At 43.4% G+C, this 20,493-nt stretch carries 21 protein-coding genes and 1 pseudogene; 7 read left to right on the top strand and 15 right to left on the bottom strand.

The window, feature by feature from the left end:
• The first annotated feature begins 10 nt into the window (after positions 1–10).
• Positions 11–670, top strand: a complete 660-nt coding sequence (gene deoC / locus AC5SXE_RS00250; RefSeq protein ID WP_323720769.1) for a deoxyribose-phosphate aldolase — start codon at positions 11–13, stop codon at positions 668–670.
• 142 nt (positions 671–812) lie between these two features.
• Entirely contained in the window at positions 813–2,090 is a 1,278-nt protein-coding gene (locus AC5SXE_RS00255; RefSeq protein WP_493916270.1) for a B12-binding domain-containing radical SAM protein, read from the top strand.
• Between the two features lie 90 nt (positions 2,091–2,180).
• Here AC5SXE_RS00255 and AC5SXE_RS00260 read toward each other — a convergent pair whose 3' ends face one another.
• From AC5SXE_RS00260 to AC5SXE_RS00330, 15 genes are all read right to left on the bottom strand, one after another.
• Positions 2,181–3,434 carry an argininosuccinate synthase gene (locus AC5SXE_RS00260; protein ID WP_493916271.1) on the bottom strand — a complete coding sequence of 418 codons (1,254 nt, stop codon included), beginning with the start codon at positions 3,432–3,434 and terminating at the stop codon, positions 2,181–2,183.
• A gap of 473 nt (positions 3,435–3,907) precedes the next feature.
• Positions 3,908–4,600: an MgtC/SapB family protein gene (locus AC5SXE_RS00265; RefSeq protein WP_493916272.1), complete on the bottom strand. Its 693-nt coding sequence runs from the start codon at positions 4,598–4,600 to the stop codon at positions 3,908–3,910.
• Positions 4,601–4,720: 120 nt separating this feature from the next.
• Positions 4,721–6,202, bottom strand: coding sequence for a tripartite tricarboxylate transporter permease (locus AC5SXE_RS00270; protein WP_493916273.1), 1,482 nt, complete (start codon positions 6,200–6,202; stop codon positions 4,721–4,723).
• Positions 6,203–6,217: 15 nt separating this feature from the next.
• Positions 6,218–6,649, bottom strand: coding sequence for a tripartite tricarboxylate transporter TctB family protein (locus AC5SXE_RS00275; RefSeq protein ID WP_493916274.1), 432 nt, complete (start codon positions 6,647–6,649; stop codon positions 6,218–6,220).
• 138 nt (positions 6,650–6,787) lie between these two features.
• Entirely contained in the window at positions 6,788–7,765 is a 978-nt protein-coding gene (locus tag AC5SXE_RS00280) for a tripartite tricarboxylate transporter substrate binding protein (RefSeq protein ID WP_493916275.1), read from the bottom strand.
• A gap of 385 nt (positions 7,766–8,150) precedes the next feature.
• Complete coding sequence (locus AC5SXE_RS00285) at positions 8,151–9,485, bottom strand: NAD(P)-dependent malic enzyme (RefSeq protein WP_323720776.1); 1,335 nt, start codon at positions 9,483–9,485, stop codon at positions 8,151–8,153.
• 43 nt (positions 9,486–9,528) lie between these two features.
• Positions 9,529–10,785 carry a nickel-dependent malate racemase, LarAH6 family gene (gene larAH6, locus AC5SXE_RS00290; RefSeq protein ID WP_310846681.1) on the bottom strand — a complete coding sequence of 419 codons (1,257 nt, stop codon included), beginning with the start codon at positions 10,783–10,785 and terminating at the stop codon, positions 9,529–9,531.
• 23 nt (positions 10,786–10,808) lie between these two features.
• The gene (locus AC5SXE_RS00295) at positions 10,809–11,249 is read right to left on the bottom strand and encodes a tripartite tricarboxylate transporter TctB family protein (RefSeq protein WP_323720777.1); all 441 of its coding nucleotides are present in this window, start codon (positions 11,247–11,249) and stop codon (positions 10,809–10,811) included.
• Entirely contained in the window at positions 11,249–12,769 is a 1,521-nt protein-coding gene (locus AC5SXE_RS00300) for a tripartite tricarboxylate transporter permease (RefSeq protein ID WP_323720778.1), read from the bottom strand. Before AC5SXE_RS00300 ends, AC5SXE_RS00295 begins: the two co-directional genes overlap by 1 nt.
• A gap of 47 nt (positions 12,770–12,816) precedes the next feature.
• Complete coding sequence (locus AC5SXE_RS00305) at positions 12,817–13,779, bottom strand: tripartite tricarboxylate transporter substrate binding protein (RefSeq protein WP_323720779.1); 963 nt, start codon at positions 13,777–13,779, stop codon at positions 12,817–12,819.
• 67 nt (positions 13,780–13,846) lie between these two features.
• A complete protein-coding gene (locus AC5SXE_RS00310; protein WP_323720780.1) occupies positions 13,847–14,347 on the bottom strand; it encodes a LeuD/DmdB family oxidoreductase small subunit in 501 nt (166 codons plus the stop codon).
• Positions 14,348–14,360: 13 nt separating this feature from the next.
• Positions 14,361–15,617 carry a 3-isopropylmalate dehydratase large subunit gene (locus tag AC5SXE_RS00315; protein WP_323720781.1) on the bottom strand — a complete coding sequence of 419 codons (1,257 nt, stop codon included), beginning with the start codon at positions 15,615–15,617 and terminating at the stop codon, positions 14,361–14,363.
• Between the two features lie 4 nt (positions 15,618–15,621).
• Positions 15,622–16,377 carry a FadR/GntR family transcriptional regulator gene (locus AC5SXE_RS00320; RefSeq protein ID WP_323720782.1) on the bottom strand — a complete coding sequence of 252 codons (756 nt, stop codon included), beginning with the start codon at positions 16,375–16,377 and terminating at the stop codon, positions 15,622–15,624.
• Positions 16,378–16,730: 353 nt separating this feature from the next.
• Positions 16,731–18,029, bottom strand: coding sequence for an MFS transporter (locus tag AC5SXE_RS00325; RefSeq protein WP_493916276.1), 1,299 nt, complete (start codon positions 18,027–18,029; stop codon positions 16,731–16,733).
• A 34-nt stretch (positions 18,030–18,063) separates the two neighbouring features.
• Positions 18,064–18,237, bottom strand: coding sequence for a hypothetical protein (locus AC5SXE_RS00330; RefSeq protein WP_310846711.1), 174 nt, complete (start codon positions 18,235–18,237; stop codon positions 18,064–18,066).
• Between the two features lie 750 nt (positions 18,238–18,987).
• Here AC5SXE_RS00330 and AC5SXE_RS00335 point away from each other — a divergent pair.
• The 5 genes and pseudogenes from AC5SXE_RS00335 to AC5SXE_RS00355 all read left to right on the top strand — a co-directional run.
• Positions 18,988–19,110 carry a transposase gene (locus tag AC5SXE_RS00335; protein ID WP_493916277.1) on the top strand — a complete coding sequence of 41 codons (123 nt, stop codon included), beginning with the start codon at positions 18,988–18,990 and terminating at the stop codon, positions 19,108–19,110.
• 55 nt (positions 19,111–19,165) lie between these two features.
• A complete protein-coding gene (locus AC5SXE_RS00340) occupies positions 19,166–19,324 on the top strand; it encodes a hypothetical protein (protein ID WP_493916278.1) in 159 nt (52 codons plus the stop codon).
• Positions 19,325–19,350: 26 nt separating this feature from the next.
• Positions 19,351–19,530, top strand: a complete 180-nt coding sequence (locus AC5SXE_RS00345; protein ID WP_493916310.1) for a transposase — start codon at positions 19,351–19,353, stop codon at positions 19,528–19,530.
• 30 nt (positions 19,531–19,560) lie between these two features.
• On the top strand, positions 19,561–19,701 hold the full coding sequence (locus tag AC5SXE_RS00350) for a hypothetical protein (RefSeq protein WP_493916279.1): 141 nt from the start codon (positions 19,561–19,563) through the stop codon (positions 19,699–19,701).
• Positions 19,702–19,771: 70 nt separating this feature from the next.
• Positions 19,772–20,300 (top strand): annotated as a pseudogene (locus AC5SXE_RS00355) (IS256 family transposase); the annotation flags it as partial.
• Positions 20,301–20,493 lie beyond the last annotated feature (193 nt).

The raw sequence follows: 20,493 nt of genomic DNA on the forward strand, positions 1-20,493 counted from the left end.
AGGTATGGACGTGACCAGTAAAGAAATCGCGCAATATATCGACCACACAAATTTAAGACCGATGGCAACCAAAAATCATATTGAGCTTCTGTGTGCAGAGGCATTGCAATATCGCTTTGCTGCTGTCTGCGTAAATCCCTCCAGAGTTCAGCTAGCGGCTATGCTACTCAAGGGTTCGGGCATAAAGGTGGCATCGGTAGTTGGGTTTCCTCTTGGGGCAACCTTTCCCGAAGTGAAAGCACTTGAAGCAAAAAATGCGCTTAAAAACGGAGCGGAAGAAATAGACATGGTGATAAACATTGGGGCTCTAAAAGATGGGGACGATGATCTCGTTTTAAAGGATATCGAGGCGGTGATAGCTGCTGCTTCCGGTGCTACCGTAAAAGTCATATTGGAGTGTTGTTATCTCACTGAGGAAGAAAAGATAAGGGCTTGTCGCCTCTCATCCAAGGCCAGAGCCAACTTCGTAAAGACTTCAACGGGCTTCGGGAGTGGTGGCGCTACCGTTGAAGACATAAAGCTCCTTCGCGCAAATGTGCCCGCAGACATGGGGGTCAAAGCTGCCGGAGGCATTCGTGATTTTAAAACCGCTCATGCTTTTATAAAAGCTGGAGCAACGAGGATAGGAACGAGCAACGGACCTGAAATAATATCTACATGCCCTGCGTAGAAACTTAGCTATTTTTGAGCGACTTTGGGGCTAATAAAAGCATCGGCCGTTAATGGTGACGCGGCTTGAGTCCCTGCAATTTCAAGCTCACAACCCACATAATTTACCTGCCCCTTCCTTCAGATTGCGATATACTTAGCCTATGAGTGACTTTACGGCTTATCTTAAAGACTTGAGACATAAAAAAATATTGGGGATTAATCCCCCCGTATTTGATTTTGCCTTTTTTGATTTTTGGGCCAAACCATTGGGGTTGCTTTACATCTTGGAATACCTGCGTCATCGAGGAAATAGCGTGGACTTGATCGACTGCATCTACGAGGGTCGCGATAAGGCAAAGACATATGGTCGCTATAAAACTAAGAGGATAGAGATAGAAAAACCCTTGCCCTACAAGCACATTCCTCGCAAATTTTACCGCTACGGCATGACAAAGGAATCTTTCGAAGAAATGCTGAGTAAAATAAAAAACCCTGATATCATCTTGATTACTTCTGGCATGACCTACTGGTATCTGGGCGTCAAGTGGTGCATCGATATAGTAAAAAAGTTCTTTCCAAAAATTCCTTTACTGCTTGGCGGCATATACGCCCAGCTTTGCCCAAATCACGCCCAAAAGATGGGCGCTGACGGAGTCCAAACGATGCCCCTTGAAATACCCTATTTTCGTCCGAGCCTGGACTTATACAAAAATCCGGAATACGGCGTCACGATTACATCCATAGGTTGTCCTTTAAACTGCAGATACTGCGCTTCCAAAAAGCTGTGGCCTCAATATGAAAAGCGGCCCCTAAAACAAGTAATTGACGAGATCTCGTTTCAATCCGGCTTCGCGACTGTAAAAGATATCGCCTTCTACGATGATGCGCTCTTAATAGACAAAGAAAGCCATTTTTATTCTTTGTGCGAAAAACTCAAGGAAAACTTCGGGCATTTGCGTTTCCATACTCCAAACGGACTCCATGTGCGGGAAATCGATGAAACTTGTGCGCGCTACCTTTACGAAACGGGCTTTAAGACCATACGCCTTAGCCTGGAAAGCACTGATCCTTCCGTACAAAAAGCCGGCTCCGATAAGGTTCATGATCCTCAGTACATATGGGCTGTAGAAAATCTGTTAAAGGCAGGTTACTCTCACAGCGACATAGAAACATACATCCTCGTAGGATTGCCCGGGCAAGATTATGAAAGCGTTAAAAAGGCAATCATCTTCGTTAAATCCCTGGGCGCGACTGTAAAATTGGCGGAGTACTCCCCCATCCCAGGGACTTTTATGTTTGAGGAAAGTGCCAAGGGCCTTCCTGCGCTAAAAGAAGAACCTTTATATCATAACAACACAGCTTATTGTGGATATTTATCCCCAGAAATTACGCAAAAAGAGCTTCAATCGCTGAAGGATCTTGCGAGAGATACCACATAACAAGGTAACGTCGATGCAAATTCATGACGTTACCTTGCTATGTGAATAATATTTAATCGTTTATCTCAAACACGGCTACTTAACCAGGTTTCAAACCTGGGATTTAACGGTTTCCTTACTAAGGGTGATCTCGCTTTCATATCCGACACTTTTGGGATCATGCACCTGCTTCCAGGTAACTATGGGTAACCCCCAAATGTTTATGAAACCTACCGCCGACGAATGGTCAAAGGTATCTTCGACTGAGTAAGTTGCAAGATCCTTTGCATATAAGGAATTAGGAGATTTAAGGCCAACAACCACGCTTTGACCTTTGTAAAGCCTGACCCTTACGACACCGTTTACGAACTTCTGCACTTGGTTAAAGAAGGCATCCAGAGCTTCCCTTAGAGGCGAAAACCAATGTCCAACGTAAGCCAGTTCAGCGTATTTCAACTCCAAATCGGCTTTGGTAGCTATTACATCTTTAGACAATGTCATTTTCTCTAGAGCCTTTTTAGCCTGCAGCAACACAACCGGTGCTGGACATTCATAGACCTCCCTGCTTTTAAAGCCAACCAGCCTGTCTTCGATCATATCTATGCGCCCTACACCGTACTTGCCTGCAATTTGGTTCAATTTTGCGATTAAAGTTACGCCATCCATCTCTTCGCCGTTTAGTGCCACAGGAATCCCTTTCTCGAAGGTGATCTCTATGTACTCGACTCCATAGGGCGCCTTCCAAGGATCTACCGTAAGCGTAAAGGCATCAGATGGCGGTTCAGTCCAGGGATCCTCCAAAGGACCGCACTCGATGGCCCTTCCCCATAAATTATCATCAATGCTGTAAGGACTTTTCTTCGTCACCGTGATCGGAATGCCGTGTTCTTTAGCATAATCTATTTCTTCATCGCGAGAAAAATGCCAATCCCTAACTGGCGCCATCATCTTTAAGTCGGGTTTTAATGCCTTAGTACATACCTCTATGCGCACTTGGTCTTGGCCCTTGCCGGTACAACCATGGGCTACGGCAACGGCACCTTCGATCTCCGCAATCTTAGCGAGATACTTTGAAATCAGAGGCCTAGAAAGCGCCGACGTTAACGGATATGTTCCCTGATACATGGCGTTAGCCTTTAAAGCCGGCCACACATAGTCTTGTACAAATTCTTCTTTTAAATCCATGACGTAGGCATTACAGGCACCGGTTAACAATGCCCTCTCCTTGCATGCCTCCAAATCGACAACTTGCCCAACATCAGCGGTGAAAGTGATCACGTCATAGCCCTGGTCCATTAGCCATTTTATGGCAACTGAAGTGTCAAGTCCCCCGCTATAAGCTAAAACTACCTTACCTTTGTACATCATAATTCCTCCCTCTCGAAAATATGTTCATAAATAAAAAAAGCTCGTCCCTTAAGGGACGAGCTTTAATTCACCCGCGGTGCCACCCTTTTTGGCTAGGACCTTTTTGGCCCTGCCCTCTTGCCGGCCCTTTCTCGGAGGCCACCCGAGCTCCTACTTGGCTTAACCTTTCTTCGGAGCTGGCTCAGGGGCTCTCTTCGGTCCGGCTTCACTCGAGGAACGCTCTCAGCTATCGCATCCCCTCTCTGTCGACGAGCACAGACCTACTTTCCCCCTCGTCGCCCTTATATGGAACGAACGAGTGGAATCAGGTCTTATACGTCTAGCTCGTCTTATTCGAAGAGATGCAAAGGCCATTTAACATACACTCCTCTTTGAACTTTAGGTTATTTAACCAGGTCTTTGAACTTTTGTCAATAGGGGCAAGGCAAAAACTTTTACCCGCACATGATACATCCATAGTTATTCTCAAACTACATGCCTAATCTAATATTTTTAAACCCCTTTTTAATGTTTCCTTTTGCACTCACGCTTTCTACACCTTCAACACTGTTCAATTCCTCACAAATTGAACTAATCCGTTCTTCTCTAGGTATTATTACGGATATTTCTAATATCATCTCTTCTTCGCCATTTACTTCCTCATTTATTATATTGATGTTTTTGATTGAAACATCATGCCTTCCGAGCAAAGTTCCTATATCTCCTATTAATCCTGTCCTTTCTTTACAAACTAATCTTAATACTTCTGTTTTTGAAAGTTCAATTTGTTTCTCGAGGAAACCTAAGGACACAAGTGAGAACAAAACTATTCCTGCCGTAATCATGCTTCCATAATAATAGCCTATCCCTATCCCCAAGCCTATGCAACTGCATGTCCAAATGCAAGCAGCCGTTGTAAGACCCTTTACTGCATTGCCTTCTCTTAAAATAGTTCCTGCGCCCAAAAAACCGATGCCGCTAACTACCTGAGCCGCAAGTCTTGCAGGGTCTCCACTTTTGAAAGCATCAATTGAAACAAGCATAACTAAAGCAGAACCTACCGTAACCAAAATATGAGTCCTCAGGCCTGCAGGTCTGTTTTTAACTTCTCTTTCTAATCCTATTAGGCCTCCTACTATGGCTGCCAATACCAATCGCATTATAATTTCATTTTGCGTTATCATCCAAATCGCCTTTTTCTCTGATCTATTACTACGATATATTTGAAAATAACACTTTAGTTACTTCAAATAAGAAGAATACTAAAGTGTTATTTCACTTCCCCGAGAGAGGAGATTACTTTTTTAGTCTCGAGATCTTTGCATCCTCTCCATTAAAAAGGGAGAGAAGAGTGAAAATATCGATAAAAGTATCAGTACCTTGCTAATTACGCTCGAAAATAATATGCCAATACTGCCATGACTCAGAATAAGCGCCCTTCTGAATCCCGTTTCACCTATAGGGCCAAGTATGAGAGCTAAAACTATAGCGGCAGGATTTAAATCCAATTTCCTTACGAAATATCCAAATATGCCAAATGCAAACATGATCCAAACATCGGCTAATTGATTATTAATGGCATAAGAACCCACAGTACAAAGCGAAAATATTAGAGGGATTAAAATATTATCTGGAACCAGTGATATTCGAGCAAAGATCTTGGAACCAAATAAACCGAGTATCAGCATGAAGATATTAACTACTATAAACCCAGCAAAAAATGTATATGTGATTTTTCCGTGCACGGTAAACAAATCAGGTCCCGGTTGTAATCCCTGTATAATTAGTCCGCCTAACAAAACCGCGGTAACACTTTCTCCGGGTATGCCCAACGTCAAAGTTGGTATCAAGGATCCTCCTGTAACAGCGTTGTTGGCCGCTTCCGCACCTGCGACTCCCTCCATTGCACCTTTTCCGAATTCGTCTTTATTTTTAGAAAATCTCTTCGCCTCGTTATACCCTATAAAAGATCCTATAGTTGCACCTGCTCCCGGAAGTATCCCTGTAATCGAGCCTATAACTGTGGATCTCAGACATGTCGGCATTATTTTTTTGAGTTCATCTTTGCTTAACATTACTTTGTCCTCAAAATCTACAAACTTTCTGCCTGATACTATCTTTTCTTCAGCCAATATAAGCACTTGTGACATTGAAAACAAACCAATCAAAGTAGCAGTAATAGGCAAACCTGAAATCAAATAAGGGGAACCAAAAGTAAATCTGGGCACTCCCAACATGGGATCCATGCCTATGGTTGAAAGCATGAGACCTAATGCACCTGATATCAAACCCTTTATGATAGATTTCGAGCTTACTCCAGCTATTATGGTCAGCCCAAAAATTGACAACCAAAAATACTCAGCAGGCCCAAATTTCAAGGCCAATTTTGCAAGGGGAGGTGAAAACAAATAAAGAGGTATACTGCTAAGGATACCTCCTATGAAAGAAGCGATAACCGCCGTACCTAGAGCTTTGCCGGCCTTGCCCTTAAGAGTAAGTTGATATCCTTCTATGACCGTAGCTGCTGCCGCGGGGGTACCAGGGGTATTTATCAAAATTGCAGAAATTGATCCGCCGAAAATCGCACCGCAATATACTCCCGCAAGGGTGATAAGACCCGTGCTGGGGGACATGCCAAAGGTAATAGGTATCAACAATGCCACTCCCATTGCTGCAGTAAGACCGGGCAATGCACCTATTATAGTTCCAAGAGCTACGCTGGCAAATGCTGCAAATAAGTTGGTTATACTTAAAGCTTTTATAACTCCATATACAACATCGTTCATTTCCCCGCCTCCAATTTAAATTATAAATCCCTTTGGAAGGGGTACTTTTAGAAAAGAACAAAATATGAAGTAGACTGCAATGCAAAAACCCATAGTTGTAATAAGCGCAATATATTTGTTAACCCTCAATCCAACGAGAGTAATCATGAGATATATGAAAGTAGCCGTAAAAAAACCTAAAACATTTACCACAAATACATAAGCAAAGCATGACGTGATAACAAATAAAAACTGTTTTCCTTGAAAATTCTCAAAAATACCTTCGCTCTTTCCCTCTTCCTTTTTCATGAAAGTTTGAATAATATGCACTAAAGTCAATACTCCTAATATAGCCGTTATGAGGAAAGGATATACTGCCACTTTATGAGGCAATTGTTTTGCTAAATAAAAATACAAAAAGCAAAAAACGATAAGAAAAATATTTAAAATATTACTGTATTTTTTCATATTATCGTCTCTTTTCTCCCTTCTAGGATGCAAATGAGCTTTTTGCAAAAGGGAGAGGGTAATTTATACCCTCTCCTTGTAAGATTATATCTATTTCAATGTATTATATCGAGTTTCTAAGCCGAGTTTATATCTGCTTTAATTTAGGTCAAGCGTTGGGACTACCTCTTTTAGATATCTTTCTTCCCTTTCCATATATTCTCTAAGTTCTTCGGGTCCCATATATTTAATTGGAAGGTTCGCATTTTTAGCCTTTTCCATGTGTTCCGGAGATTCAATAGCTTTTTTGAATACATCGTGAAGCTTTGAAATAATTTCCTTAGGAGTGCCCTTAGGCGCAACCAAGCCCCTCGCTGAGCCAAACAAGACGTCATAACCCTTTTCCTTCAACGTGGGGACGTCTTCGAAACCATCCAATCTCTCTTCCGTATATGAGGCTAATATCCTTAGCTCCCCACTTTTTGCAAGACTTGCAACTTCACTTATTTTGGCAACGGTAGCATTTACATGCCCACCTCTTAAAGCTGCTAACATATCTGCACTGCCGCCAAAGGGTACATGCGTGACCTTGATACCGGCCAATGTGGCAAAGTGGGCTGCCCCTATATGATTCGAAGCCCCCGTGCCATTATTTGAAATCGTTATTTCTCCGGGATGGTCCTTCGCATATTGTATAAATTCTTCTATGGTATTCCATTGGCTATCAGCTCTCACAACTATCACGCCAGGGTCGTAAACATGGTTCAAGATCGGTTCAACGTCTTCTTTTTTATATCTGGTGTTTCTTTGCATGGGCAGGCTTACAAATGTAGGAAGATTTATAAACCCTATGGTATAGCCATCGGGATCCGCCATGCAAAGCTCCGTATATCCCAACTCGCCGTCGGCCCCAGGTTTGTTTACGATCACCAAAGGTTGTCCTAGTATTTTTTCTGCAACAGAGCATAGTATTCTGGCACCAACGTCAGTACCTCCTCCTGCCTTGTAAGCTACAATGACTTGAACGGGTCTTTTGGGATAATCGTTTGCTGCATCTCCCCCGCCTGCCTTAGCTAAACTTGCGGTCAAAGACAACGCTAAGGCTACAATAAATAAAATCGACAATACTTTTCTCATTTTATACCCTCCCCATTTAACTATATGTTAGCATTGTTAGCATTATTGGCATCGTTAACTACATTCTGGCGAAATATTATCACTATCATTAGACCTTGTCAAAAAAATCGAGCAACATAATCCTTGCATGGAAAATTTGACATAAAAATTGTTATGGTGGCAAAAACCAACGAAACTCGTTGTAAAGGAGGTTCTTGCCACCATAACATTATGCCAAAAACGCAATTCACATTAGACTTAGTCTTGGAAGAATAAGCATTTGCCATCAAAGTACAATTTAAGGACAAAGAAACAGATGGCTAAACCCTCGATTTCATCGTGGATCCAAAGATACTCGGCGATGCTGACAATCCCTAAATATGATATCGGCCATTTTATTTAAAAATTATACAGATTTTATCAACCCCTCTTTCATGAGCATCTTTGTGGTCTCTTGAGCGATTCTTATTTTCTCCTCCGCCACCTTGATCAATTCATCCCGAGACATGGTAATCTTTGCCAGGCCCTGTTCAATCGCCTTCACCCCCACAGATGCAGCAACTTCCGGGTACACCCACGTTTCGTCCATCGTCGGTATCAAATAATCTTCATGCAAACCTATCTTTTCTGCACAGTCAGAAAGCGTCTTAGCTGCGGCAATGCACATCTCATCAGTGATCGCAGATGCCCTTACGTCCAACGTCCCCCTAAATACAGCAGGGAAGATTAAAGAGTTATTTATTTGATTAGGAAAATCGGATCTACCCGTGGCCACGATTCGAGCGCCAGCCTCTTTAGCCTCCCAGGGCCATATTTCAGGGACTGGATTGGCGCAAGCAAAGAGCATTGCGTCTTTGGCCATCTTTGCGACCCATTCTTTTTTCACCACATCAGGCCCCGGCTTGGTATAACAGAACACCACATCTGCGCCTTCGAAAACTTTTTCTTGGCCTCCGCTTATGCCATCAGGATTTGTGATTTGAGCGAGATGGCGCTTAACGTCATACTTTACGTCATCAAGATCGCTTCTCCCCGAGTAAATAACACCTTTACTATCCGTAATTAGCACGTTTTTAGGGTTAACGCCTGCGCTAATTAATATCCTTATTGTAGCCACGTTTGCTGCCCCGCAACCTAAGAAGCCAACTCTTATATCATCGATTTTTTTGCCCGTGATTTTAAGTCCGCTATATAAACCTGCCAAGTTAACCGCAGCCGTTCCCTGCTGATCGTCATGCCATACAGGTATCTTGCAATCCTTCCTAAGTTCGTCAAGTATGTAAAAGCATTTTGGCTGGGCGATGTCCTCCAGGTTAATTCCTCCAAAGGCTGGAGTTAAATTCTTAACCGTCTCTATAAATTTATCAGGATCTTTTGTGTCAAGGCAGATGGCTACGGCATCAACGCCACCTAAGTATTTAAAGAGCATGCACTTTCCTTCCATCACAGGCAATCCAGCTTCAGGTCCTATATCACCTAAGCCCAACACTCTTGTCCCGTCGGTCACAACTGCTATCGCGTTGGCCTTATTGGTAAATTCGTAAACTAGATCGGGATTTTTCTGTATTTCCCTGCATGGTTCCGCCACGCCCGGCGTGTACCATATGGCGAAGTCCGATATGTCCCTAATGCAGCACTTTGGCACTGTCTGCATTTTCCCGTGATAGAAACGATGCAATTTTATTGCTTCTTCTGCAGGCTTTTTGGCTTTTTCTAGCATTTCTTCATTTGTTAAATCCATAAGATCCACCTCACATCTCTGCGACAGATACGTCCATTAAAAACTATTTACAAAGCGCGGGAACCGTCAGGCTACCATAAGGCATTAATATGTAATTCGGCCTATCGTGCTTCTTTTCTGCGTATTTTATCGCTTCTTCAACAGAATCCATCTTGCGCATGAACAGACCTTCCGTTTGCTCTTTTGATAAAGAAGAAATCAATATTATTTCCTTTTCTTCGGCCACTTTACATATGCCGTAAGCCTTATGTCCGCCCATGGCAAATTTCTTCTTTATACGTTCGATTACGTCGCTAGGACGTTTTGCATCGCGCATCCACTCTTCGAAAGTACGCTCTCCATACCCTTGTGAGCATTCTGCGATCAAGATAATGGTCCCACCAAGTTTAGTTGCCTTATCGGCATGATCAAGTGCTTTTTGAGCTTGATAAACGTTAATATCTCTCGGGTATCCTCCAGCGCTTACAATAGCAACATCAGCTTTCCTTTCAATGGGTACTTCGTACATATCAGATGATACTGATGCACCTTCGTACCAAGCGCTTTCCAAATCCCCTGCTACGATTTTTACTATCTCCTTTTTGCTGTTTGTCACTACGTTTAAAATGAAGTCCACTCCAACAAGTTTAGCTGCTTCTATCATTTCAAGGTTCACGGGATTTCGCCTTAAAGGAGGAAGGTCATCCATGAGATACACCATGCGAGAATGATTTTTTTCTATGCATACTCTGCCTGCCACTCCTGGCAAAATACTTTTTCTTCCACCGGAAAATCCAGCGAAATAGTGGGGCATAATTACACCCAAAGTGATTAGGAAATCCGCCTCTGCAGCCAATCTATTAATTGTTAAATTTAAACCCGTAGAAAGCTCGCCAAACTCGAGCAAAGAAGAAACGTCATCAGCGCAATGAGAGACAAATTTATACTCATCGACTAAATTTTTGCCGTACACTTCCACGTTCTGCTCATGGGTATGAGGATCATGGATGCCTGTAGCTGTAAGAAAAGTGATTTGGTCTTTGCTTATACCGCTTGCATGAAGATTTTCGAGCAAAGGCGGAAGTAAACTCTCATAAGGAGTGGGTCGAGTGATGTCATTCACGACTATCACTACACTCATTGGATTTTTTATATTGACCAATTCTTTCAAAGAAGGAACACCTATAGGATTATTTAACGCTTCTTGCACACCCCGTAGGGCATCTTCAATGCCCGGTCTCTCGTTGGGTTCAAGTATTTTGGTTACTCTGTCCTGATCAATATTAAACGAAAGTTCCGATCTACCATATTTCATATTCATCAACACGTAAAACCACCTCATCTTTAGAAAAGAAAGCCTTGTGGGAAGAAAATATATAAGTATTGAGTAAAAATATGATATATTACAAAAACGCTCCCAATTGCCACAGCTAGCGAAACAATAGTAGTCTTGAGATTGCGCTCATCGCTAAGTGTCCATTGGATGGCCCACATGGAGATTGTGCTAGCCACGAAAAACCCAACGTAATTTGCCGAAAGGACCCATATTAGCGACCATAGCATAGTTGCTGCCATGTACTTGTTAATTTCTTTTATGAAAGACTCAACGTACTGCGGTTTGATTTTAGATTTTACTATTAATGCAATCCCGGTAACGGCCAAAAGCACTATAATGACTTTTGGAAACATCAACCCGAATTTAGTAAAATCTCCAATATGAAACCAAAACATAGCCGCAAAAACAAGCATTATAAGACCACCATAAAGATCTGAATTCAACATCATCAGGCAGCCCTCCTTCTTCTACGAGCTGAATAAAAGGGCCACAAAGCGGATATCAAAGAAATCACAATCAAAACGATTGATATAGGCCTTGTGAAAAATATTATCCATGGCATGCCTGGAGATATGCTGTTTCCCATCAAATACCCCTGTACTAGTCCTTTCTCAGCGATCGGCCCTAGCACAAGCCCCAAGACAACCGGGCCTGGACTAAATCCCAACTTCCCAAGTACATAACCGAGATATCCACTTCCAAGCATAAATATTACGTCCATGAAATTATTCCTCACGGCATAGGAACCCACGATGGTCAGAAGCAAAATTCCTGGCACCAATACGCGGATTGGCAATCGCATTATAATTTGGTAGAACAAAACACCAGCAAACATTCCAATTAATACGGTAAGAGCCGTGGCCACGAAGAAGGACGTCATAAATGTGTATGTAATCTCCGCATGTTTTGTAAAAAGTTCGGGTCCGGGGTTGAGTCCCTGAATCATTAAAGCTCCATAAACAACTGCTGCTACTGGAGATCCTGGAACACCTAAGGTAAGAAGCGGTACGAAAGATCCCATAATTGTTGCTTTATCAGCCGTTTCTGTAGCTACGATCCCTTGAGGATTCCCCTTACCGAAGCTCTCAGGATTTTTGGAAGCCCTTTTAACTTCGTTATAAGCTATTAAGTTGGAAATATTACCGCCAGCGCCTGGTAAAATCCCTACGAAAAGTCCAATAATCGAAGATCTTATAAGGTTAACTATATCAGCAAAAGCGTTTCGAAATCCCTTAAATATGGCTTCTTTATAGCCCTCAACGGTACTGCCAACGCTAGTGTTTTTCAAATAGGAACCAACGGGATTTCGTGCCATCTTAAAAACCTCTGGTATACAAAAGAAACCAATCAAAACTGAAATGAGCTCTACGCCGCCCTGAAACGAGGATATGCCAAAGGTAAATCTCACATCACCACCGACGGGAGCAATGCCAATAGTGCTAATTAGTAATCCAAGTATCCCTCCCGCTATACCTTTTAATAAGGAATCGCCTGAAAGTCCTGCGATAATAGTAAGACCAAAAATACTTACCCAGAAGTACTCAGGGGGACCGAATTTGAGGGCAATCTTCGCCAAAGGCAATGAAAATGCTATAAGCCCAATTGTGCCAATAAAACCCCCGACAAGCGAAGCAAATGCAATAGTAAATAAAGCTTCTTGCGCCCTTCCCTGCAATGTCATGGGGTATCCGTCAAAGCATGTTGCGATTGAGGAAGGCGTCCCTGGAGTGTTGATCAGGATAGCAGGAAAAGCACCGCCGTATATGGCTGAACAATACACGGCGCTTACACATATAAGTCCCATTACAGGATCCATAGCAAAGGTAAATGGGACCAATATTGCCACTGCCATAGTGGCCGTAAACCCGGGCAGGGCTCCGGCCATCATGCCTAGTGGAATGAGTAACGTCATAGCGGCAAGATTCTTAAAAGCAAGAACATTAATAAACGCATCTAAAAATATACCCATCGTTCAAATCACCCCTCCCAGATCTACAGGCCACTTTTAACTGCGATTTATTTCATTTCCAATTTGTCCAATATGCTTTTGTAATACTCTGTGCGTTCTTCGACAAACTTCTTCGACTCTTCCGGTCCGTAAAAAACCATTTGAAATCCCATCGACTCCATCATTTCTTTATACTCAGGTGTCTCATTAACCTGCTTGAAGGCATCAGCCAATTTATTTACTATTTCATCGGGTGTCTTGGGAGGCACACATATACCTCTATAAGCACCTTCTACAAAGTCGTAGCCAAGCTCTTTAAACGTAGGAACATCTGGGAATAAGGATAAACGCTCTTCTGTAGCTACAGCTAAGGGCCGCATTTGATCTTTATAATTTGCAGCCATGGTGGTATAGGTCATTAATCCAGTCACATGACCTCCTAAAAATGCAGGAACGGCATCGCCTGAACCAGTAAAAGGAATGTAAACGGTATCGATACCCGCCGCCTCATTAAATTCAACCGTCCCGAGGTGATTTGCACTGTAACTTCCACTTCCGCCAAGGGTTATTTTACCAGGATGCTCTTTAGCGTATTTAACGAAATCGTCAAGGGTTTTAAACTTGCTATCTACGGGAACGACTAACATGTTGGGCGTTGCCTCAAACCAACAAACGGTATTTATATCTGATGTTTTATAACCTGTATCCTTCCGCTGAAGCGGCTGTAGTATTATGTGAGGTATGTTATGACCACAAATCGTATAGCCATCAGGTTTTGTGCGCACTATTTCCGACCATCCTACTGCCCCGCCGCCGCCGATTTTATAGGTTATAATTGCCTGCGTTCCGAGAATTTTTTCTAAGTGAGGTTGTTGTGCCCTTGCTGTAATGTCCGATTCTCCGCCTGGATTAAAAGCTATAACGTAAGTAATCGGCCTTTCCGGATATGCTGCTTTCGCCGTACCGCTAAACATTCCAAATATCGCCAATATGACCAAAATAGATGTTAAACTTGTAACTAACCGCCTCATTTTACACTTTCCCCCTTCTCTAGTTAATGTGATATCAACCAATGCTTTCTAAAATCAGGCTATCAAATCACCTCTCCTTCATTTTTGACCTATAAAGGGAAATAACGCCGCCTGCCTTTAAGATCTCCAAGATATGTTCTGAAAAGGGCACAAAGACAAATTCGCATCCATTAGAAAAGGCCATAACACCATTTTCGATGTCTATTACGGCTTCAAGCCCGTCTTGAATTTTTGAAAGATCGAGCTCCGGTATTTCCACCACGCAAAGTCCCCGGTTGATAGCGTTACGATAAAAAATGCGGGCAAAGGATTTAGCGACCACGGCTCTTACCCCCGCTGCAAGTAAGGTTATAACGGCATGTTCGCGGCTTGAACCACATCCGAAGTTTTTGCCAGCAATGATTATTGCTCCAGGGCTAACTTTGGACGGGAAAGTTGCATCTGCTCCTTCCATAACATGAGCTGCTATATCCTGAGGTTCCGTAAGTTCCAAGTATCTGCCTGGATAAATTTGATCCGTGTCTATGTTATCTCCGAAGATAAAAACTTTTCCTTCTATCTGATTCAACTTCTAACCCTCCTTAAAGCAGTTTACGTGGATCCGTGAGCTTGCCGTTAGCAGCAGACGCTGCAGCCGTAGCGGGAGAAGCTAAGTATATGAAAGCTTTTGTGCTTCCCATGCGTCCAGGAAAATTTCTGCTTGACGTCGATACACATACATCGCCCGGGGCAAGCACCCCTTCATGGGCACCGAGACAAGGACCACAGCCTGGCGTCACGAAGATCGCTCCGGCTTCTAGGAGGGTTTGGACATAACCACGTTTGAGGGCTTCCTGAAGGATCTTTTTCGATGCCGGGATTACAATGCAGCGAACGTTTTTCGCTACGTGTTTGCCCTTTAAAATTTCGGAGGCAACTTTGATGTCGTTTAATCGCCCTCCTGTACACGTTCCAATAAATACCTGAGAGATTGGGATCCCTTCTGCTTGTTCAATGCCACACACGTTATCAACACTTCCTGGAAGGGCGACCTGAGGGGATAGATTTCTTACGTCTACGTGGTAGGTTTCAAAATAATTAAAATCATCATCGGTAGTAAATACTTCGAAATTTTCTTTTTCTGCACCTTGATCTCCAAGAAGTTCAAAAGTTTCTTCGTCAGGCTGTATATATGCCGTCTTAGCACCCATTTCAACTGACATATTGCACAGTACGAATCGTTCATCCATCTTTATAGACGAGACCGTCGAACCCGTAAATTCAATTGCTTTATAGATAGCAGCATCTTGTTTTAGCTTTCCCAATACATGAAGTATTATGTCTTTGGCCATGATAAAATCGGACATATTGCCATCAAGACAAATATTAATGACGGGAGGTACCTTAAACCAAAGGCGACCTGTAAGAAGGATAATAGCCAGATCTGTGGCACCAACTCCCGTCGCAAAAGTACCCAGGGCGCCTAAGGTTGTGGTGTGAGAATCCGTCTCTATTACAACCTTTCCGGGCCCCACAAGACCGCTTTCCACCAAAAGTTGGTGGCATACTCCTTCTCCTACATCAAAAAGCATCTTTATGCCCATCTTCTCACAAAATTCCCTCATCTGCCTTTGGTTATCTGCGGCCTTTATGGTGGGGGGAGGAGAATAGTGATCAAAAACGAAGGCAATCTTTTCGGGGTGTGCTACCTTTGTACCGCCCATTTCATAGAAAGACTTTATAACCTGCAGGTAAAGGTCATTTACTTCGGCTAGATCTACTTCTGCTTCAACAATTTCTCCTGGTTTGACCCTAGTTTTGCCTGAAGCTTTCGCCAACAACTTTTCAAGCGCGTGCATGAGGTTAATCCTCCTTTACATGTTCATTTGTAAGTGGTACGAAAAATTTAAGCCCTAAAGATTTAGTAAAGTGATAAATACGTTCTTGGGAGATGGCAACATGCTGAAACGCTCTCTTTTCAGCTGCTTTTTCGTCTCCCCTTGATATAGCTTCAACTATCCCTGCGTGTTCAGCCCAAATCTCTCCAGGCCACTTTTCGAACGGCATAGGCGCATTTTCCTTAGGAAAGGATGATACGTTACGTTCGTATAAACATATAATGCCCTCGTGCATTCTGCATAGAACGTCGTTATGTGACGATGCGACAACAAGGGCATGAAAGATAGAGTTCCACTTCTCGCCTAATAATGCTTTTTCAGGCCTATCTTCTTTAAAAAGCTCTTCGATTTTAGCGAGCGTCTCTCGTAGCTTTTCGAGATCCGAATCAGTCCGCCTTTTTGCCGCTAAAGCGGCGGCTTTCGGTTCAATGATAAGCCTTGCCTCGAAGACTTGAGGAAGGATATCTAACGGCCAATCTACTAAAAAAGAAATGGGTAACGAAATTTCGCTCCAGGACTTTTCTCTTATAAAAATGCCCTGGCGATCACGAACCTCGATTATACCGAATGCTTCGAGTATCGCCAGGGCTTCTCTTATCAATGGACGGGTAACATTACACATAGAAGCTAACTTGCGTTCACTAGGCAGCTTCCCATTACTGCCTAGCTTGTTCTTCTTTATTTGATCGTAAATATAAATCGCCAATTCCTTTCTTGTCATGCAACAACACCTCGTATCTGGTATACCATGGTAGCCCAGTTACTTCTATTATATTAACATACATATTTTGCTCGGTCAAGTTGATCGCGGCTCTATTTCAAATAGTGTGGAAAATTTCTAGAGGGAGGTGTCTTAGCATCATTTTCCCGATCAGGTCTTTTGCATCGCCCTTAGAGGAGGAGTGATTTCGTTCATGAAGGTGACCACATCATCTATCCTAATTCTTCCTTAATCCGTAATTTTTTTCTTTCTTGGTACAATCTGCAACAGTATTGATGAGGAGCACCAAAACGATGCAGCTCTCGATCCAGCAAGTGACGTTGGCGTGGACTAGAGTCCAACAATTTATCCTCTTACTTTTGGGCATCATGAGATAATGCCCAGCAAATAGCTCCTCCTATTGATATAAGAAAAGCACTTGCCAGATACCCATGAGCGAGTGAACATATTTCTGAAAGGTAATAACCCATCAACGGACCGATAGCAGCCCCGGCATCAATCCATGTCGCATAGACTGGCAAAAACCGACCCGGCGTGCGCCCGGCAATGTCGCCTGCCCATCCATCAAGTGTCACAGCGCATGCAGTCCCTGAACAAAACAATGCAACCAAGGCCAGAGCTATCACTAAAAATCCATGCGCCTTCGATAATATAAGTAACATCATGACAATTACCGAGTAGCCAATAGCTAAGACTAAAAATCGCCCCCTACGATCAGCATGCCAGCCCAACAAAGGGCCCAACAAGAAATCTATCACCCATCGCATGCTTAACAACAGCCCCGATAGCGCCCCTGCGCCCAATACCATAGGACCTAAGGCTATTCGATCTCCTAACCGCGTGGTCACAAGCAGGCCTACCGTTGACGTCACAATCCCGCTAGTAACAAGGTACAAGCTAACGGCACATATGCATACTGCCCATTCTTCACGCCCTTTGGGTATCCACCCGGTTGCCACTCGGAACGAATCATGGCTAGCATTCTTATCCCTTGAGGGTGCTCCCCACCTCCCAGCCATAGCAGGTGGCAATGAACCGATGATTGCACCCAACGCAGTTGCGACCGACAACCAAAGCGTTGCCATCCTAAAACCAACCCTGTCAGCTAAATAGCCCCCTATCACCATGCCAGCCAAGCTTCCCAATCGATATATGCCTGTAAACACTCCCATGTAGGAAGCGCGCCGTCCTGGAGGGCTCTCAATCAGCACAGCCGCTTGTCCGCCCAAACGAAGAAGGGACCAACAGAGGCCCCACTGCCCCCTGAGCAATAGGAGTATCAGCACAGACTTCGTATGCCCATATCCTAAAGTTGTGATCGCTGTCAACCATAGTGCCGCTGTAAACACTGTGCTCCAGCCCAAACGCGAGCCGAGCCAACCCGCAGCAGCATTAGTGAAAAGGCGCACCCATCGATTAAGACTGAGTAACCATCCAACCATTATCAAGCTGATACCAACTTCTCGATAGTGTACAGGTAAAGCAGCGTAAAGGAAGGAATCGCCAAGTATTGCCAGGGCTACTAAGGTGCCTGCAAAAGCAGTCTGTTTATATGATGCTGCAAATTTTTTTATGGTCATTGGCGCTTCTGCAGTTTTTCTTTTTACCCGAGAATTCTTTTTATCCACAAGGCCCATAGTGATATTCTCCATTTTTAGTCTCATTTTAAACTTTGAGCGGATTTAATTAATGAAGATATGCCTTTCCTCCCAAACCTCTGAAGAGCTTTAAATTTTCCTCGATGCTCGGCACTAACCACATAGCTGCAAGCTCGCTCAACGCTTCAGGCCGCTTCGTCGACATATTACAAAAGAAAGCGCTGCCAAATAAATATAAAAAATAGGCGGTCTCGTCGTACAAGGCGAGACGCCATGCTATGAAAAGAGATTATAAGGGTATTTAGCTTTTATAACTTCGCAAGGATGGTCTTAAGTCAGTTACGTATGATATCATCTGTAAAATTTAGGATGGCACTCCCCTAAATAAATTAAGAAGGGTCATCGCCCTCTGATAGAATAAAGTTATCACAGACCCAAACTATCGAAAGGGTCAACGACAACTCAATATTATATTACCTTGAATGAGGAGGATTGACGTCTCTATTTTCCGGCAATGACGAAAGCTTAAAGGAAATCATAGAACAATTTATAAATCAGGTATGGCACTCCCCTAAATAAATTAAGAAGGGTCATCGCCCTCTGATAGAATAAAGTTATCACAGACCCAAACTATCGAAAGGGTCAACGACAGACTCAAGATCATATTACCTTGACCATCCCCTAGATAAGATTAAGAAGGGTCATCGCCCTCTGATAGAGAAAGTATCACAGACAGACTATCGAAAGGGTCAACGACGACTCAATATTATATTACCTTGAATGAGGAGGATTGACGTCTTCAGATAGAATAAGGGTCTATCTGCCAACCATGACGAAATACATTTTGACCGACAAACTATCGAAAGCGTCAACGACGGAACTCAATATGAACAATTTATGAATCAGGTGACTGCGAGTCTATTATCAGCGATACTAAAGCTTAAAGGAAATCATAGAACAATTTATAGCAGATCAACGCTAAAGCCTTATGAACGCATGGAAAAGCCAGGGAATGCGCGACGGATACAAGGAAAGAGGGCTAACTACCAGAGTTGGGACCTTGACGTTAAGAGTACCTGAGATAAGAGATGGCATTTCAGATAGATTATTCGCTATCAAAGAAGCGAAGCATTAATTGCTACCTTGATGGAGATGGTCGTAAATGGCCTTTCGACTAGAAGGTTGCCAGGATGCACAGATCAGGAACGAGGCTAACTACCAGAGTTGGGACCTTGACGTTAAGAGTACCTGAGATAAGAGATGGCATTTTCAGTATAGATTATTCGCTATCAGAATCGACAGCGACCTTGATGGAGATGGTCGAAATGGCCTTGCTGAAGTCCGGATAACGGAGGAACTTTGCGGGACACATGCTCTGCATCGACCGTGTCTAGAGCTCTGCAAAGACCTTGATGTTTCACTTCGAGCCCGGAAAGAGAGGGGTTTATCTAAAACCCTTTATCCATTTCTAATCCTGGACGGCATTGTAATAAAGGTAAGAGAAGACGGCAAGGTAAGGCCTTTTAGCTTACTCGTCGCTAAAGGAATCAACTAGGTAGGATATAGGGAGGTAGGACAATGAGAGATGGATGGAAGATCTGGGGATGCAGTAAGAGATTTCAAGGAGGAAAGGCATGGTGTAGACTATTTGACAAACGTTGGTCTAACTTTGGCAAGGGACTTAGAGGTCAAAGTGAGCCATAGCGTGAAGTCTGACGCTAGATAGTGATTTTCGGTTCAACTGGCAGAGGTGCAGACCCACTCCTAGAAACGCTTTGGACTCATGTCCCAAGAAGTTAGGAAATAGCGAGACGGAGGAAAGCTGGTCTAACTTTTTCAAGGACTTAAAGGCAAGGGGGCTTAGGGGAGTCGATATAGTGATATCCGATAACTTGCAAGTCTGGTCAACGCCGTAGAAAGGCATTTTCAAGGTTCGACATGGCAGAGGTGTCAGACCCACTTCACTAAAAACATTTTGGACTCATGTCCCAAGAACATGCAGAAAGACCTAAAGTCGTACCTTGAGGGCGATCTTTGAAGCACCTGACATATCTACGGCACGACACATGCTAAATCTGACGCTTGAAGTGTTTTCTGCCCAAACCCTTAGGGCTACAGATATCCTGGAAGATGGCTTTGACGACGCCGTAGCAGTATTAAATCTTCCTGCACGTTACAGGAAGAGGCTTCGGACAACGAAGGGACAGGAAAGATTAAATCAGGAGATAAGGCGAAGGGAGCGAGTGATTCGGATATTTCCTAACCGTGAATCGGCACTAAGGCGGGTAAAAGCGTTGTTGATGGAACATGACGAAGCATGGTAAATGAGGTAAGAAATACTTCGAGATGGATGAATATTGGGAGTGGAAGGAACAGGAACAACATTGTGACGATAGCATGGTAAATGAGGTGAAGAAACATGCGAGCATGGTGAAATGAGGTGAAGAAGATACTTGCGAGATGGGTGAAGTGAAGTAGCTCCAGTAACGACTGGAGTTTAACCATGATTTTAATCAGA

Source organism: Acetomicrobium sp., from assembly GCF_059026225.1.

Coding starts and splice junctions, on each gene's coding strand:
- AC5SXE_RS00320 (WP_323720782.1), bottom strand. CDS start 16,377: ATGACAAGAAAGGAATTGGCGATTTATATTTACGATCAAATAAAGAAG.
- AC5SXE_RS00335 (WP_493916277.1), top strand. CDS start 18,988: ATGCGCGACGGATACAAGGAAAGAGGGCTAACTACCAGAGTTGGGACC.
- AC5SXE_RS00325 (WP_493916276.1), bottom strand. CDS start 18,029: ATGGAGAATATCACTATGGGCCTTGTGGATAAAAAGAATTCTCGGGTA.
- AC5SXE_RS00270 (WP_493916273.1), bottom strand. CDS start 6,202: ATGAACGATGTTGTATATGGAGTTATAAAAGCTTTAAGTATAACCAAC.
- AC5SXE_RS00315 (WP_323720781.1), bottom strand. CDS start 15,617: ATGCACGCGCTTGAAAAGTTGTTGGCGAAAGCTTCAGGCAAAACTAGG.
- AC5SXE_RS00285 (WP_323720776.1), bottom strand. CDS start 9,485: ATGGATTTAACAAATGAAGAAATGCTAGAAAAAGCCAAAAAGCCTGCA.
- AC5SXE_RS00255 (WP_493916270.1), top strand. CDS start 813: ATGAGTGACTTTACGGCTTATCTTAAAGACTTGAGACATAAAAAAATA.
- AC5SXE_RS00280 (WP_493916275.1), bottom strand. CDS start 7,765: ATGAGAAAAGTATTGTCGATTTTATTTATTGTAGCCTTAGCGTTGTCT.
- AC5SXE_RS00305 (WP_323720779.1), bottom strand. CDS start 13,779: ATGAGGCGGTTAGTTACAAGTTTAACATCTATTTTGGTCATATTGGCG.
- AC5SXE_RS00275 (WP_493916274.1), bottom strand. CDS start 6,649: ATGAAAAAATACAGTAATATTTTAAATATTTTTCTTATCGTTTTTTGC.
- AC5SXE_RS00350 (WP_493916279.1), top strand. CDS start 19,561: ATGGATGGAAGATCTGGGGATGCAGTAAGAGATTTCAAGGAGGAAAGG.
- AC5SXE_RS00260 (WP_493916271.1), bottom strand. CDS start 3,434: ATGTACAAAGGTAAGGTAGTTTTAGCTTATAGCGGGGGACTTGACACT.
- AC5SXE_RS00295 (WP_323720777.1), bottom strand. CDS start 11,249: ATGATGTTGAATTCAGATCTTTATGGTGGTCTTATAATGCTTGTTTTT.
- AC5SXE_RS00340 (WP_493916278.1), top strand. CDS start 19,166: ATGCACAGATCAGGAACGAGGCTAACTACCAGAGTTGGGACCTTGACG.
- larAH6 (WP_310846681.1), bottom strand. CDS start 10,785: ATGAATATGAAATATGGTAGATCGGAACTTTCGTTTAATATTGATCAG.
- AC5SXE_RS00265 (WP_493916272.1), bottom strand. CDS start 4,600: ATGATAACGCAAAATGAAATTATAATGCGATTGGTATTGGCAGCCATA.
- AC5SXE_RS00300 (WP_323720778.1), bottom strand. CDS start 12,769: ATGGGTATATTTTTAGATGCGTTTATTAATGTTCTTGCTTTTAAGAAT.